Annotated in this window: 13 protein-coding genes; 7 read left to right on the top strand and 6 right to left on the bottom strand. The window is 72.0% G+C overall.

The window, feature by feature from the left end; translation table 11 throughout:
• Positions 1–13: 13 nt before the first annotated feature.
• Genes J3P44_RS09455 through J3P44_RS09445 form a run of 3 tightly spaced genes read right to left on the bottom strand, consistent with a single transcriptional unit; the run spans position 14 to position 2,730 of the window.
• On the bottom strand, positions 14–1,342 hold the full coding sequence (locus tag J3P44_RS09455; protein ID WP_255890080.1) for a hypothetical protein: 1,329 nt from the start codon (positions 1,340–1,342) through the stop codon (positions 14–16).
• Positions 1,335–2,291: a hypothetical protein gene (locus J3P44_RS09450; protein ID WP_255890079.1), complete on the bottom strand. Its 957-nt coding sequence runs from the start codon at positions 2,289–2,291 to the stop codon at positions 1,335–1,337. The genes J3P44_RS09455 and J3P44_RS09450 overlap by 8 nt, the downstream gene beginning before the upstream one ends.
• 1 nt (position 2,292) lies before the next feature.
• On the bottom strand, positions 2,293–2,730 hold the full coding sequence (locus tag J3P44_RS09445) for a hypothetical protein (RefSeq protein WP_255890078.1): 438 nt from the start codon (positions 2,728–2,730) through the stop codon (positions 2,293–2,295).
• A gap of 196 nt (positions 2,731–2,926) precedes the next feature.
• On the opposite strand from J3P44_RS09445, the gene J3P44_RS09440 reads away from it, so the two are divergent.
• On the top strand, positions 2,927–4,444 hold the full coding sequence (locus J3P44_RS09440) for a potassium/proton antiporter (protein WP_255890077.1): 1,518 nt from the start codon (positions 2,927–2,929) through the stop codon (positions 4,442–4,444).
• Between the two features lie 21 nt (positions 4,445–4,465).
• Here the strand turns inward: J3P44_RS09440 and J3P44_RS09435 are convergent, their stop codons facing one another.
• Positions 4,466–4,969 (bottom strand): LytR C-terminal domain-containing protein, encoded by a 504-nt coding sequence (locus tag J3P44_RS09435; RefSeq protein ID WP_255890076.1) that lies wholly within the window; start codon positions 4,967–4,969, stop codon positions 4,466–4,468.
• Positions 4,970–5,012: 43 nt separating this feature from the next.
• Positions 5,013–5,312 (bottom strand): type II toxin-antitoxin system VapB family antitoxin, encoded by a 300-nt coding sequence (locus tag J3P44_RS09430; protein ID WP_255890075.1) that lies wholly within the window; start codon positions 5,310–5,312, stop codon positions 5,013–5,015.
• A 57-nt stretch (positions 5,313–5,369) separates the two neighbouring features.
• Here J3P44_RS09430 and J3P44_RS09425 point away from each other — a divergent pair, with 57 nt between their 5' ends.
• A complete protein-coding gene (locus tag J3P44_RS09425) occupies positions 5,370–6,986 on the top strand; it encodes a helicase HerA-like domain-containing protein (protein ID WP_255890074.1) in 1,617 nt (538 codons plus the stop codon).
• Between the two features lie 276 nt (positions 6,987–7,262).
• Here the strand turns inward: J3P44_RS09425 and eccCa are convergent, their stop codons facing one another.
• The gene (gene eccCa / locus J3P44_RS09420; protein ID WP_255890073.1) at positions 7,263–11,267 is read right to left on the bottom strand and encodes a type VII secretion protein EccCa; all 4,005 of its coding nucleotides are present in this window, start codon (positions 11,265–11,267) and stop codon (positions 7,263–7,265) included.
• Between the two features lie 52 nt (positions 11,268–11,319).
• Between eccCa and J3P44_RS09415 the strand changes: the two genes are divergently transcribed.
• The 5 genes from J3P44_RS09415 to J3P44_RS09395 all read left to right on the top strand — a co-directional run bounded on the left by J3P44_RS09415 (position 11,320) and on the right by J3P44_RS09395 (position 15,404).
• Entirely contained in the window at positions 11,320–12,750 is a 1,431-nt protein-coding gene (locus tag J3P44_RS09415; RefSeq protein ID WP_255890072.1) for a hypothetical protein, read from the top strand.
• 129 nt (positions 12,751–12,879) lie between these two features.
• A complete protein-coding gene (locus J3P44_RS09410) occupies positions 12,880–13,191 on the top strand; it encodes a WXG100 family type VII secretion target (protein ID WP_255890071.1) in 312 nt (103 codons plus the stop codon).
• Between the two features lie 35 nt (positions 13,192–13,226).
• Positions 13,227–13,517: a WXG100 family type VII secretion target gene (locus tag J3P44_RS09405; RefSeq protein WP_255890070.1), complete on the top strand. Its 291-nt coding sequence runs from the start codon at positions 13,227–13,229 to the stop codon at positions 13,515–13,517.
• A 167-nt stretch (positions 13,518–13,684) separates the two neighbouring features.
• Positions 13,685–14,065 carry a hypothetical protein gene (locus J3P44_RS09400; RefSeq protein WP_255890069.1) on the top strand — a complete coding sequence of 127 codons (381 nt, stop codon included), beginning with the start codon at positions 13,685–13,687 and terminating at the stop codon, positions 14,063–14,065.
• A 1-nt stretch (position 14,066) separates the two neighbouring features.
• Positions 14,067–15,404 (top strand): hypothetical protein, encoded by a 1,338-nt coding sequence (locus J3P44_RS09395; protein ID WP_255890068.1) that lies wholly within the window; start codon positions 14,067–14,069, stop codon positions 15,402–15,404.
• Positions 15,405–15,512 lie beyond the last annotated feature (108 nt).

The raw sequence follows: 15,512 nt of genomic DNA, 5'->3' as shown, positions 1-15,512 counted from the left end.
CCAAGAGGCCTTCTCAGCCGGCGAGGTAGCCGAGGTCCTGCATCCGGGTGATCTCCGCCCGGAGCTCGGGGTGGTCGGCGCTGTCGGCCGCCCTCGCGCCCGCGACATAGATGTGGGAGCCGTCGGGGGCTGCGCCGTTGAACACCACAGTGAGCCGGTTGGCGATGTTGGCGTTGATCAGCGAGCCGAGCAGGGCCACCGGGTCGGAGCGGTCCTCCAAGGACAGCACACGCGTGGACTCGGGGATCCGCGGGACCTGCGCCGCCGGCGCGCCTGCGGTGACGACCTGGTCGACCACGAAGCGGGTCGAGCTGGCGGTCGCGGCGATCTCGGCCGCGAGAGTGCCACCGGCTGCCGAGCCGACGAGCATCACGCGGGCGTCGTCCTCGGTGACGGCCTTCTCGATCGCGCGGATCACCTGGCCGGCGGAGGTCGTGGGGTCGGCCCCGACGAGGCGGAGCCGTCCCGACTCCGATCCGACCGCTCCGGGGAGATAGGCGATGTAGCGGCCGGCGCCGACGCGCTGGACGCTGATCCTGCGGTCCTCGGCGACGAGCGTGGCCATCAGCTCCTCCAGCGAGCGCGGCGCGCGGCCCGAGCCTGTCGCCGCCTCGCCGTCGGGCTCCTCGACCTCCACGAACGAGCCGGCGGAGTCGCGGAAGGCGGACACTGCGTCGGTCGGGAACGGGTCGACCCCGATGGCCCGCAGGCCGCCGCGCGCCGCATGGGCGCCCAGGTCGGAGGCGAGCACGCCCGCGGTGAGCAGCGAGCGCATGTGGAGGCCGTCGAGCAGGCCGTCGCCCCCGGAGATGTGGTCCATCAGCTCGGGGTTGTTCTCGGCGAGCTCGTTGAGGTAGGCGGTGACGCCGTCGCGGTCGAGCGCGTCGGTCTCGATCAGGCCGGCGCTGACGATCGCTCCACCGAGCGCGACCTCGGGGGCGAGGTAGCCGATGGCGCGGCCGGCGATGGAGCCCAGCGTCTTGTAGGCCGCCTCCTGGAGCTCGTCGATCCAGCGGTAGGTGAGCACCGTGGCGCGTACGACGAGCGCGTCGGCGTCGAGCTCGACGGAGCGGGTCAACAGACCGTGCTTGCCGGTCGTGGCCGCACGGATGTCCTCCTCGGCCTGGCCCCAGGTCGCCTTCGACAGCTCGGCGGTGTCGACGACCTCGTCGTCGCGGAGGATCTCGGCGCCGAGGCGGGCGCGCGTGCGCATCTCGTTGCCGGAGGCGTCGAACAGGTCGGCCAGCGCCAGCATCTGGTCGTACTTGTCGGCGGCCACCGAGGCGGACGTCTCGGCGGGGGTGTCGGCACTGTGCGTGCGGGGGATGTCGAGGTCACTCATTCGGCGACACTTCCTCTCCGAGGGTGACTTGCGCCAGGACGGGGGCGAGCTCGGTCGCGAGGTCGTCGGGGTCGACCCGGGCGATCGCGACGCGGGCTCCGTCGTCGTGGCGCGGGGTGAGCGAGTGCCACCCGTCCCGGAGCAGCACCCAGGAGATCACTCCCACCGACGTCGTGGCGCGGTCGGACACCTCGGCGGCAAGGATGCGCAGGCGCCCCCTGGCCTCGGAGTGGACAGCGGAGAGTGCCGCGGCGGCCTCGGCATGGCCGAGGGCGTCGCCGTCGGACAGGACCTCCCCGTCGGTCTGGCCGATGAGGACCGGGACGAGGTCGGAGCGGCCCGAGCGGAGCGCCTCCCCGATCGAGTCGGCGAGGGCGTAGGGGACGTCGAGCACGGGGGGCACGTGCGAGGCGCTGAGCGCCAGGTCCTCGGGGACCGCGGTCACGCGAGCCAGCTCGGTGGTCCACTGGTCGACCGGGAACCACGCCAGCTCGAAGACGATGCCGTCGCAGGTGGACAGGCTCGCGACCGCGCCACCGTCCTGCCGGTGCCAGGCCTTCACCTGGGTGGCGCCCGCGGCGACGTCGATGTCGAGCGCGAGCCGTGGCGTCGCGAGCAGGCCGACGGCGCCGACGATGCCGGGCTCGGCACCGTCGTCGGTCAGCAGTCCGCGGCGGCGCAGCGAGTCGTCCGGGTCGTGCAGGGTGGCGATCGCGTCGGCGTAGGCGGAGTCCTCGACCGAACCGCGGCTCTGGCCCAGGCGACCGGAGAGCGAGCCGGAGTCCACGCGGGTGCTGTCGGCGGGCTGGAGGTCGAAGGGGAGCGGTGCCCCGCCGGCGAGGTCGGCGACCAGTCGCAGCTCGGGGAGGGTCAGAGCGACGCGCCGCGCCATCCCGTCGAGGAAGCTGGCGGGGGGCGTGGGCGGAGTCGTCAGGTCGATCGTCACCATGTCAGAGCCCCGGGAGGTTCACGGTCAGCCAGTCCTTGTGACCGGCCGGGGGAGGGTCGAACGACAGCAGCGTGGAGTCGGTCTCGTCGGCCTCGCGCGGCGTCCCGTCCGGAGCGGTGCCCGCCTCGCTGGCGCGGGTGCGGGCGTCCTCGACGAGCGAGGTCGCCTTGTGGGAGCGGGTGTCGATGGCCTCCTTGAGGCTGTCGACCTCGACGATGTGCCGGGCGAGCGACTCGGCCGCGCTCTCGTGGTGTGCGGCGGCGACGCGCAGGTGGTTGGCGCGCTCCTTGATGCGCTCGCGCATGGCGTCGGCAGCCTTGCCGTGCCACGGGGCGGCCTCGGCTTGGGACACCAGTCGGGAGGCGAGGGCCCGGATGTCGCCGCCCTGCTCACGGAGCTGGGCGACGCGCTTGCGGCCCGCCGCGGTGTCGCCGTACATCGATCACGCCCTTTCGTCGGGGGACGCCTACCCGGCAGCCCCTGGGTCCAAACGTCTCCGCGCCCTGGATTCTGCACCAGCGCGGCCGACGGCACACCCCCGGCAGGCGCCGACGCGACCGTCATCCGCGAGCCACGATCACCGATAGGATCGGGACCTCCGCCCGCCCGCCCCAGCCCAAGAGCACGAGGTGTGCATGACGTTCGACGTCCACCAGCTCGACGTCTTCGTGCTGGTCGGTGCGGTCGTGACCCTGGCGGCGATCCTCGCGGTGCGGATCTCGGCAGGCGCCGGTCTGCCATCCCTGCTGATCTACCTGCTCATCGGCGTCCTGCTCGGCGAGGGCGGACCGTTCGCGATCCCCTTCGAGGACGCCCAGCTCGCCCATGCGCTCGGGTTCGGGGCACTGGCGATCATCCTGGCCGAAGGTGGTCTGACCACCGACTGGCGCGAGATGCGACCCAGCATCCGGCTAGGGGTGTCGCTCGCGACGATCGGCGTCGCCGTCTCGGTGGCGCTGGTCGCCGTCGGCACCCACTACCTCCTCGGCCTGCCCTGGGAGCTGGCGATCCTGCTGGGCGCCATCTGCTCACCCACCGACGCAGCGGCGGTGTTCTCGGTGCTGCGGGTCGTCCCCCTGCCCAAGCGCCTGACCGGCGTGCTCGAGGCCGAGTCGGGGCTCAACGACGCCCCCACGGTCGTGCTCGTCGGCATCATCTCGACAGGCGTCGCGGCCGAGGCCGGGGTGCTGGAGGTGGCCGGCACCATCGTGTTCGAGCTGCTCGTGGGTGGCCTGATCGGCGTCGGGTGCGGCCTCGCCGGGGCCTGGATCATGAGCCGGGCCGCCCTGCCGTCCTCGGGCCTCTACCCGATCGCGGTGCTGTGCCTGGCGTTCATGGCGTACGGCCTCGCGTCCGCCGCGCACGCGTCAGGGTTCGCCGCGATCTACGTCGCGGCCCTCATCCTCGGCAACAGCGAGCTGCCCCACCGGGTGGCGACCAGGTCGTTCGCCGAGGGGGTCGCCTGGCTGGCGCAGATCGGGCTGTTCGTCATGCTCGGCCTCCTGCTGTCGCCGGGCAGGATCGACCTCACCACCGTCGTCCAGGCACTCGTGACCGGGCTCGTGCTCACCGTCGTCGCCCGGCCCTTGTCGGTGCTGGCCAGCAGCATCGTCCAACCGATGGTCCTGCGGGACCTCGGGTTCATCTCCTGGGCCGGCCTGCGCGGTGCGGTGCCGATCGTGCTCGCCACGATCCCGCTGGCCGAGGGCGTCGACGGGGCCGACGACCTGTTCGACATCGTCTTCGTGATGGTGGTGGTCTACACCCTGCTCACGGGCCCGACCCTGCCCTGGGTCGCGCGGCTGCTCGGGGTCGCAAGCCGATCCGAGCCGCGCGGGCTCGACGTCGAGGCGGCGCCGCTCGACCGGGTCGCGGCGGACCTGCTCCAGGTCACGATCGCGCCGACGTCGAAGATGCACGGCGTCGAGGTCGGTGAGCTGCGCCTGCCCCAGGGCGCCTCGGTCTCGCTGGTGATCCGGGGCGGCTCGTCGCTGGTGCCGGAGCGACGTACGGTCCTGCGCGCCGGCGACGACCTGCTGGTCGTCACTCCACGCAAGCAGCGCGAGGCGACCGAGGCCCGCCTGCGCCAGGTGTCGCAGAACGGTCGGCTGGCGCAGTGGCTGGGCAACCCGTCCAAGCACGACCGCGAGTAGCCCCGGCCATCCGGGCCTCCGTCACTCGGAGCCGGTGGCCTTGCAGTAGGTCGCGTCTGCCTCGGCGATCACCGACTCGACCTGCTTTCGGCGCAGCGTCTTGAACTTCTCGCCGACCACCACCACGACGCCGACCCCGATGGGGTCGCCGGACACGATCCTGGCCTTCTTGAACTGCTGCTGGACCAGCAGCACGGCGGGGTTGGTCGGGTCGGAGCTCCAGATCTGTGTCGTCGCGGCCGGGACGGGCGCGTCCCCGACGTCCCCGGCGACGAAGCCGCGCTCCCCGAGCTCGGCGCTGGTCGAGCTCGCCAGCCCGCTGCGCTTGCTGCCGTTGAACACGCTCACCACGACCTGGTCGCGACGCACCTCGGACCCGGCGCTGACCTCGGTGTCCTCGCAGATGGCGACGGGCTCGTCCTGGGGGAAGGGTTCGGTGAACGCCGCCCAGCCCCAGACCGCGGCGACGACCAGGAGCAGCGCGAGAACGGCCAGGGTGAGCGCGGAGCGCAGCCCGGCGCTCATGCGGGGTCCCCGAGTCGTTGTCCGGGGGAGCGGAGCGGGGTGTTCACTGGTCACCGGCCTGGTGGACGCGGGCGTGCAGGACGCTGCGCTGCTGCAGGGCGGCGCGGAGGGCCCGGTGGAGGCCGTCCTCGAGGTAGAGGTCGCCGCGCCACGACACGACGTGGGCGAACAGGTCTCCGTAGAACGTGGAGTCCTCGTCGAGCAGCGTGTCCAGCCGCAGCGTGTCCTTGGTGGTCACCAGCTCGTCGAGCCGGATCTGCCGCGGGGGCAGGTCGGCCCAGTCGCGCGAGGTCAGCCCGTGGTCGGGGTAGGGCCGGCCGACGCCCACCCGCTTGAAGATCACGCCGGTGATCATAACGACGCCCTCGTCGGGGCTCCTCCGGCTGACTAGGCTCGCGCCATGACCGAGACTCCTGAGGCAGAGCCGACCGGGCCCGAGGCACAGGCCTCGGTGGCGGACGACCCGATCTCTGCGGCAGTCGCGGCGGGCTACCGGTTCGAGGGCCCCGCCCTCGAGCTGGGCGGCCTCATGCTCGACGCCGACAACCTCAACGACGTGCACATCAAGATCCCCCTCGCCATGCTCAACCGGCACGGCCTGGTGGCGGGCGCGACGGGCACCGGCAAGACCAAGACCCTGCAGCTGCTGGCCGAGCAGCTCAGCGCCCACGGCGTACCCGTGTTCGCCGCCGACATCAAGGGCGACCTGTCCGGGCTCAGCGCACCCGGCGAGCCCAGCGACAAGCTCACCGCCCGCACCGCGAGCGTCGGCCAGCAGTGGACGGCGACGGGGTTCCCGACGGAGTTCTACGCGATCGGCGGACAGGGCACCGGCGTACCGGTGCGGGTCACGATGACGGCGTTCGGACCGACGCTGCTGGCGAAGGTGCTCGGCCTCAACGAGACCCAGGAGTCCTCGCTGGGCCTCGTCTTCTACTACTGCGACAAGCAGGGGTTGCCGCTCCTCGACCTCGCCGACCTCCGTGCGGTGCTGCAGTACCTCACCGGCGACCCGGCCGGGAAGGCGGAGCTCAAGACGATCGGCGGGCTGTCCCCGCAGACCGCTGGCGTCATCCTGCGCGAGCTGGTGGGGTTCGAGGCGCAGGGCGCCGATGTCTTCTTCGGCGAGCCCGAGTTCGAGACCAAGGACTTCCTCCGCACCACCGAGGACGGCCGCGGCATCATCAGCCTGCTCGAGCTGCCCAACCTGCAGGACCGCCCGGCGCTGTTCTCCACGTTCCTCATGTGGCTGCTGGCCGACCTCTTCCACGACCTGCCCGAGGAGGGCGACCTCGACAAGCCCAAGCTGGTCTTCTTCTTCGACGAGGCGCACCTGCTGTTCAACGACGCCTCCGAGGCCTTCCTCGACCAGATCGCCCAGACCGTCCGCCTGATCCGGTCCAAGGGGGTCGGCGTCTTCTTCGTGACCCAGTCGCCGACCGACGTGCCCGACGACGTGCTCGCCCAGCTCGGCTCGCGCGTGCAGCACCAGCTGCGCGCGCACACCCCCAACGACGCCAAGGCGCTCAAGGCGACCGTCAACACCTATCCCACGAGCGCGTACGACGACCTCGGCGAGGTCATCACCAGCCTCGGCATCGGCGAGGCCGTGGTGACGGTGATGAACGAGCGCGGTGCCCCGACCCCGGTCGCGTGGACCCGCCTGCGTGCGCCCGAGTCGCTGATGGACCCGGCTCCGACCGACGCCATGCAGGCGGCCGTCGCGGCCTCCCCGCTGACGACGAAGTACGCCGAGGCGATCGACCGCGAGTCCGCCCGGGAGCTGCTCGCCAAGAAGCTGGAGGAGGGCGCGCGCAAGGCGGCGGAGGACGCCAGGGTCAAGGAGATGGCGCGGGAGCAGAAGAACGAGCGGGTCACGAAGAAGTCTGCGGAGAAGGCGGCCAAGGACGACGACGGACTGGTCATGGACGTCGTGAAGTCGCCCGCCTTCAAGGACTTCATGCGCACCGCGGCCCGCGAGATCGCGCGAGGGATGTTCAAGAGCGGGCGGCGCTGAGCTGTTGGCGCTCGCTCCGCTCGCGCGTGCCCAGCGCCCCTGAAGACGCTGTCTTCCCTCCTCGCTCAACGGCGCTGTCTCGCTGCGCTCGTCACGCTTGCTCGCTCGTCAGTCCAGACAGCGTCGGGCCCTGGGCTGAGCTGTTGGCGCTCGCTCCGCTCGCGCGTGCCCAGCGCCCCTGAAGACGCTGTCTTCCCTCCTCGCTCGACGGCGCTGTCTCGCTGCGCTCGTCACGCTTGCTCGCTCGTCAGTCCAGACAGCGTCGGGCGCTGGGCCTCACATGGTCGGGTCGAGCCACGCCAGCTGCGCCGTCTCGGTCCCGCGGTCGCGGGTGACGACGCGTGCGCGGCCCTCGGGGGCCGGCTGGGGCCGCAGGTTGCCGATCAGCACACCCTCGTCGCGCGGGCCCGAGAGCATCACGCCGGGCATGGCGAGGTCGCGCAGCGACTGGATCACCGGCTCGTAGAGCGCCCTGGACGCACCACCCGTGCGGCGCGCGACCACGACGTGCAGGCCGACGTCGCGCGCCTGCGCCATCAGCGGCTGCAGCGCCGAGACCGGTGAGGACTGCGCGGTCGCGACGAGGTCGTAGTCGTCGACCACGACGTAGACCTCGGCGCCGGTCCACCACGACCGGTTGCGCAGCTGGTCGGGCGTCACGTCCGGCCCGGGGATGCGGCCCTCGAGGTAGGTCGCGATGTCCTTCAACGTGGGCGTCGCCTGGGTGGCGGACGTGAGGTAGTTGAGGAGGTACTCGTCGGGGACCTCGCCGAGCAGCGAGCGCCGGTAGTCGACCAGCACCAGCTGGGCCTCCTTCGGCGTCCGCGTGCGCATGATCTCGTGGCAGTACGCGCGCAGCAGGGCGCTCTTGCCCGACTGGCCGTCGCCGAAGATCAGCATGTGCGGCTCGGAGTCGACGTCGAGGCCGACCGGGGCCAGCTCCTTCTCGTTGATGCCGAGCAGGATGTGACGCTCCGGGATCTGGCGACGCACCGCGTCCTCGCGGACCGCCTCGAGGGTGACCTTCCCGGGCAGGAGGCGCAGCTTGGGCCCCTGGGGGCCCTTCCAGGCCGCGGCCATCTTGTCGATCAGGTCGTCGACGCCGTCACCGAGCGTGTCCGCGTTGCCGTCGCTGTCGATGCGCGGCAGCGCGCCGAGGAAGTGCAGCTTGGACGGGACCAGGCCGCGGCCGGGCCGGCCGACCGGCACCAGCGCCGCGACCTTGCGGTCGATCTCGGAGTCGAGAGGGTCGCCGAGGCGCAGCTCGAGCTTGGATCCGAACACGTCGCGCATCGCGGCGCGGTAGTCGGCCCAGCGCGTCGAGGCGGTGACGATGTGGAGACCGAAGGTCAGGCCGCGCGCGGCGAGCTGCTGGATCTCCATCTCGAGGTCGTCGAACTCGGCGCGCAGGGTGCTCCAGCCGTCGATGACGAGGAACACGTCGCCCCACCCGTCGTCGGCCCGGCCCTGGGCACGGCGGGAGCGATAGGTCTCGATCGAGTCGATGCCGTTCTCGCGGAAGTAGGCCTCGCGCCGGTCGACGATGCCCTCGACCTCGGCCATGACCCGGCGTACGACGTCGGGCTCGGAGCGGGTCGCGACACCGGAGACGTGCGGGAGCCGGGTCAGCGGGGCGAACGTGCCGCCCCCGAAGTCGAGCACGAAGAACTGCGACTCCGTCGGGGTCGTCACCAACGCCATGCTGGTGACGATGCTGCGCAGCATCGTGCTCTTGCCCGAGCGCGGACCGCCGACGACCGCGACGTGACCGGCCGCACCGGTGAGGTTGAGCGTCATCGTGTCGCGCCGCTGCTCGCGCGGACGGTCCACGGTGCCGAGGGGGATGACCAGTCCCGGGACGCTGCGCCACTGCATCGAGGTCAGGCCCAGCTCGGGGTGCTCGGCCAGGTCGGGCATGAGCTCGTCGAGCGTGTCGGGGACGTCGAGCGGCGGGAGCCAGACCTGGTGGGCCTCCGGGCCCTTCCCGATCATCCGCTGGACCGCGACGTCGAGCAGCGACGGCTGCTCGCCCTGCTGCTGGGGCTGCGGCGTGACCACGGCCTGGTTGTCGTCCGGCGTCGGCTCCAGCGCCTGCACCTCGGAGATGGTGAACGGCAGGATGCCGCGGATCGCGCCGCCCTCGTCGCGCGCGACCCGGACCCGGCTCGACGGGGGACCGGAGACGTACGCGGCCTTGAAGCGCAGCAGCGTGGACTGGTCGGGCTTCAGGTAGCCCAGGCCGGGCACGGCGGGGAGCTCGTAGGCGTCCGGGACGCCCAGGACCGCGCGCGACTCGCCGGCCGAGAAGGTGCGCAGGCCCACGCGGTAGGACAGGTGGGACTCAAGGCCGCGCAGGCGGCCCTCCTCGAGCCGCTGAGAGGCGAGCAGGAGGTGGAGGCCGAGGGACCGGCCGAGCCGGCCGATGGCGACGAAGAGGTCGATGAACTCGGGCTTGGCCGAGAGCATCTCGGAGAACTCGTCGACGACGATGAACAGCGACGGCATGGGCTCGAGCGGCTCGCCGTTGGCACGGGCCTTCTCGTAGTCGCGGACCGATGCGTAGTTGCCGGCGTCGCGCAGGAGCTCCTGGCGGCGGGTCATCTCACCCGACAGGGCGTCCTGCATGCGGTCGACGAGGGTGAGCTCGTTGGCGAGGTTGGTGATGACGGCCGAGACGTGCGGCATGTCGGCCATGCCGGCGAAGGTCGCGCCGCCCTTGAAGTCGACCAGCACGAGGTTGAGCTGCTCGGAGGAGTGCGTCATCACCAGCCCGAGCACGAGCGTGCGGAGGAACTCCGACTTCCCCGAGCCGGTCGCGCCGATCACCAGGCCGTGCGGACCCATGCCCTGCTGGGCGGACTCCTTGATGTCGAGGTGGATCAGGCCGCCGGAGTCGCCGATGCCGATCGGCACGCGCAGCCGGTCGCGGGCCGGTCGCGGCCGCCAGGCCGTGGACGGGTCGTAGGCGAAGATGTCGCCGAGGCCGAGCAGGTCCATGTGGTCCGGCGTCGTCGAGGTGATGTCGACCGCGCCCCCGGCCGAGGACGACTCGGCACTGGCGGTCTTGAGCGGGGCGATCCGGCGCGCGAACGCCTCCGCGGTGGCGATGTCGCACTGGTCGGCCAGCGCCTTGATCGGCTCTCCGCGCAGCCGCAGCGCCAGCACCGGTCGCTTGCCGAGCTCGTCAGGGCCGTCGGCGAACTGGAGGCGCAACCTCGTTGCGTCCTCGAGCTCGTCCCACCTGCTCGGCAGGTCGAGGAGGGTGACGCCGTGCAGGCCGTCCGGCGGCACGATGTGGTTGCCGGGAGGCAGGTGGCCGCCATCGATGACGAGCAGGATGTGGGGCGTCGCCGCGCGCTCGTCGGCACCGAAACGCGGGCGGTCGCTGAGGTCGGGCGGGAGCAGGTTGCCGAGGTCGTCGAGCGACGTGGAGACCATCCGCATCGGGCCGACCGCATCGGCTTCGCGGGTGCTCTGGGCGTGCGGCAGCCACTTGACCCAGTCCCAGTGCGTGAGGTTCTGCTCGGAGCTCAGCACCGCGACGATCAGCTGGTCGGGGTTCTGGAAGGCGGTCGCGGAGCAGATCATCGCCCGTGCGGTGGAGCGGACCTCCTCGGCGTCGCCGCACAGCTCGATGCGGTCGAAGGCGCGCAGGTCGATGGACGCCGGGAGGTTGGGCTGGAGTCGGTGCACGACGAGCAGGCGGTGCAGCGCCGACGCGGCCGCCGGGTCCACCTGGTCGACGGGCGCGCTCTCCGGTGGCACGAGCTCGAGGGACAGCGGCTGCGAGCACAGGCCGTAGCGCACGTGCAGGAAGTTGTCGTCGGACCCCGTGTGCTCCCACAGCCGGGTGCGGTCCTCCGCGAGCGAGGGGAGGGCGGCCGGCTCGGGGTGGTGCCAGTTCAGCGCCCGGCGCTGCTGGTCGGCGGCTTCCCGTGCGACCTTGCGGATGTTGCTGAGGTAGCGGAGGTACTCAGTGCGCGAGCCGGTGACCTGCTGGGCCCGCTGCTTCCGCTGCCGGTCGATCTGGACGACGATGAAGCCGAGGGTGGCGAACAGGAACATGCCGGCCGCGAGGAAGCTGCGGCCGCGGTTGGCGCCGCCGCCCATGGTGGCCACCAGCACGATCGAGCCGAGGCTGCCGAGCATGGGGATGGCGTTCATGAGCACGCCGCTCGCGCCCTCGCCCTCCTGCAGCTCCGGGGGCGGCTGGAGGACGATCTGGCCGCCCGGCATCTCCGGTTCGTCCAGACGCTGTCCGCCGCGCAGTGTCGTGCTCACGCATCCCCCCGTGCCTCACCCGATGAAGTCGCGTTGATGATAGGTGTGCTCCATGACGGGCGCGACTACGCTCCAGCCGAGAAGCGCCCGCCCGATGCACGCGAAGGGGGAGAACGTGTCGGACGTCGCGATGCCCAGCTCTGCTGACGCGACCATCGCCGTGAGCGTCCACGGCCCTGCAGGCGTGCTCGACCTCGTGGTCCCCGCAGCGGCCACGTCGCTCGACGTCGCCCGCGAGTACGCCAAGCAGGCGGAGGTCCCGGGGATCCCCCTGCTGCAGTCCGCGCTCGGCCAGCGGCTCAACGCCGCCCTCCCGCTCGCCGACGCCGGCGTGCAGGCCGGAGACGTGCTGGTCGCCACCAGCGGCGTGCACCGACCGCGCAAGATCACCATGCGCGAAGCGGCGAAGAACGCACCGGAGAGCCCGGCGCTCGCGTCGATGATCGCCACGGTCGCCACGCTGTTCGCGGTCCTCGCGGCCTGGTACGCCGGTCGCGCGCAGGACGAGACCGTCCGCACCGCAGTGGTCGGGATCCTGCTCGCCTGTGCCCTCGCCGGCGCACTGCCGGTCGGTCGGCACGTCCGCCAACGGGCGGCCGCCGCCCCCGCGTTCGCCGCCGCGGCCGCCTTCGCGGCGTTCTACGAGCCCGGCGTGCACCTGCTCCCCGCGATCCTCGGCGCTGCCGGGATCTCGGCCGCTGTGGTCGCCAGCATCGGGCGCGCCCTGTCGGTGCACGGCGACGAGATCAGCACCGTGTGGATCGTCAGCGGGCTGACGGTCTTCGCCTGCTGTGCCCTTCCCACCCTGCGCGGCTGGGACGACCGGGTCGCCTGGACGCTGCTGGTCTTCCTCGCGATGATGGCGGCCAGGTTCGCCCCGTCGCTCGCCATCGACGTACCGGACGAGGCGCTGCTCGACCTCGACCGGTTGGCGGTCACCGCCTGGTCGGCGCGCGACTCCCAACGGGGCGGACGCCGTGGCCGGATCGTGGTGGCTGCCGACGCGATGGAGCGCCTGGTCCACCGGGCCTCGCGCATCGTGACCGGCGCGTCCGTCGCGATCCTCGTGACAGTCGTGGTCGCCAGCCCGCTGTTGCTGCACAGCGCCACCATCGACCTCGATCGCATCGGCGCCCGGTGCCTGGTGTTCTTCGCCGGGTGCTCGCTGCTCCTCGCCGCGCGCTCCTACCGGCACGCCGCGGCCCGCGGACTGCTGCGGCTCGCCGGCCTGGGTGCCCTCACCGCCCTGGCCGCGCACCTCGTCGTCGGCCCGGGCGGCCGGCTCCTGGACACCTTCTTCTACGTCGTCGTCGGCCTCGGTGTCATCGCGCTGGCCGCGGCCGTGGCGACCGGCCGGGGCTGGCGGTCGGTGTGGTGGTCGCGTCGTGCCGAGGTTGCCGAGTCGTTGTGCGGCAGCTTCGCGTTCGCCGCAGCCGTGGTGGCGGCCGGGATCTTCCGGCGCCTGTGGGAAATGACGTCGTGATGTTTAGCCCCGATTTCGTCGGGTAGAGACACGTCAGCGCGGGGGGCCGGGACGTCTCCCCGAGCAAGCTCGGATCACCAACACACAAGACACTCGGTCGGTTCGGCCGCCGAGGGAGAAGGATCTTTCATGAGCGAGATGTACGGCCAGACAGAGAAGGCCCTCTCCAAGGGCGCCGACTTCGTCGACCAGGCCCGCAGCGACGTCAAGAACAAGTGTGGCGTCCTCTCCGGCAACATCCAGACGATGATGGGTGGATGGGGCGGCCAGGGTGCCTCCGCGTTCAACAACCTCATGATCGCCTGGGACCAGAAGCAGGAGACCATCCTCAAGGCCCTCGACCAGCTCTCTGCGTCGATGAAGGAGACCGAGCGCGACAACGTCTCCACCGACGAGAGCCAGTCCGCCACCCACACCAACCTCCAGGGCCGTCTCGGCTGACCGCCGACACCCTTCCAATCTCAAGGAGATCGATGATGAGTTTCGACGGAATCAAGGTTCAGCACGGCCACCTCGACGCCGGTGCCGCCGACGTCATGAAGGCTGCCAAGGACATCGAGGCCCGCCTCGACCAGCTCGAGAACGAGCTCAACCCCCTCAAGTCGGACTGGAACGGTAACGCCAAGATGGCGTACGACCAGGCCAAGGCCAAGTGGGACCAGGCCATGACCGAGATGACGCTCCTGCTCCAGCAGGCCAGCCAGGGTGTCGACTCGTCCAACGCCGAGTACAAGGCTGCCGACGCCCGGGGCGCCAACCGCTTCTGAGCGCAGCACCGCCCGTTCCGAGGCCGGTCCTCCCTCCGGGGAGGTCCGGCCTCGGGCCAGTTCTGGCTTTCTCGGCCCGGGTTGCGTACTTTTGGCCTGCGTACGCCTCCGCGCAAGGACAATGGAGGCAGCCGGGGGACGGCATGGAGCGTGACGTGGGGGAACGCGTGAGCAACATCAGGGTCGATGCTGACCTCATCAGGGGAATCTCGGCGTCGCTGCGCCACGCGGCCAGCCACATGGACCCGTCCTACGACCGCTTCGGCATCGAGGACATCGTCCAGGTGCGCAGCCACCGAGACGTCGACACGCTCGAGGGATCCGAGACCCGCCCGGGCAACTTCGGCGCCTTCCACGCCGGCCAGAGCCTGCGCGTGGTGTACGACGTCGCGCACCAGCGCACCGTCGAGGACCGCCAGGCCCAGGCGCGCAAGGTGCGGCGCTTCGCCCGTGCCCTCGACGACTGCCTCGGCGAGCTCGAGGGCACCGACGAGCTGCACCGCGACCACTTCCTCCGGCTCGCGCAGCTGGCCCTGGACGAGGACTGACGTGACCGGCTTCTACGAGACCCAGGTCCGTCGCGCGATGATGACCGTCGGCGACGCCGACGTCCTCAACGAGATGGCGACCGGGTGGCGCGCCTCGATCCGGGACCTGAACACGGTCGACGACCGGCTCGCGAGCGGCATCAGGGGCCTGCGGGACCACGACCAGCTCGGTGACCAGACCCGCGACGCCGCCATCGGCGCCTTCCGTGACATGCGCGACTACGTCGCCGAGCAGCGCCTCATGCTCGGCAGGACGGCCCAAGCCCTCGACGCGGCCGGCGGCGCCCTCACCCAGGTGAAGTCGCTCATCCGGTCGTGGGACCGGGCAGGCGTCCCGGTCGCGCCCGGCCCGGCTCCGGTCCCGGACCCCGCGGCGACTGACCAGACGGCCTACTGGGACGCCGCCAACGCGCACCAGCGGGCGACCGCGGGCTACGCGCAGCAGGTGCAGCAGCGCGAGGACGAGGCGCGCGCCGCGTGGGACTCGCTCAACCGCGTGTTCACGATCGCCGAGGACAAGATCCGGAGCGCGCACGGGATCCCCCGCGAGGAGCGCCCCACGACGGAGACGCAGCCTGAGTATCCCCCGGTGTGCTGGCCGGGCCCGCCCCCCGAGCAACCCCCGCCGCCGGGGTGGCCGCCGTTGCCTCCGTGGCCGCCCGTGAGGGAGAAGCCCGGTCCCGAACGCGGGCCGGCAACCGGCCTGCCGCCCGGACCCGGAGCGGGACCCGGACTGCCCCCAGGCCCGCACCCGGGCCCCGGTCCGGGGATGTCCTCGACGCATCCGGACGGCACCGCGCACCCCGTACACGACCTGCACGCCCCCACCACGACGGTCTCCGGCTCGTCGCAGAGCGGCGTGGCCTACGCGCCTGGGTCCCCCGGCGCGATCTCCGCTGGACCCGTCGCTTCACCTGGCTCAGGAGTGACGGCCCCGATGGGCCTGACGGGGATGGCCGGTGCGGCTGGTGCTGCCGGGGCCTCGGCCGGGATGGCGATGCGAGGCGGTGCTGGCTCCGCGGGTGCCGGTGCTGCAGGCGCAGCCACGCGGGCCGGTGCGGCCGGTCGCTCCGCAGGCGGCGGTGCGTCCGCTCGGTCCGGGCAGACCGGTCAGACGGGTCAGAGTGGACGGAGCAGTCGCGGCGGGCGCAACGTCGCGGGCGGCAAGGGGAGCCAGCAGGCATCGGGCCAGTCCAAGTCCGGCCGCGGCTCCGCGGGTGCCGCAGGATCTCGCGGCGGTCGCCGCAAGGACAAGGCCGCCCCCGCGCGCGACGACCTGCTCGCCACCGACGACCGCTGGCTCGACGGCGAGGGAACCGCACCAGACGTCCTGCGGTGACGGCATGGGGTGATGCCGCCTCGGTGAGGTCGCCGGATTTCGCCTAGGCTGCACCCCGTTCAGTGCCCCGGCCTCTCGGGCGGGTGCAGGTGAAGCACGATCAGGGGG

Source organism: Nocardioides astragali (assembly GCF_024436375.1).
Classification (GTDB): domain Bacteria; phylum Actinomycetota; class Actinomycetes; order Propionibacteriales; family Nocardioidaceae; genus Nocardioides; species Nocardioides astragali.
This window is presented reverse-complemented; position numbering and strand designations above follow the sequence as displayed.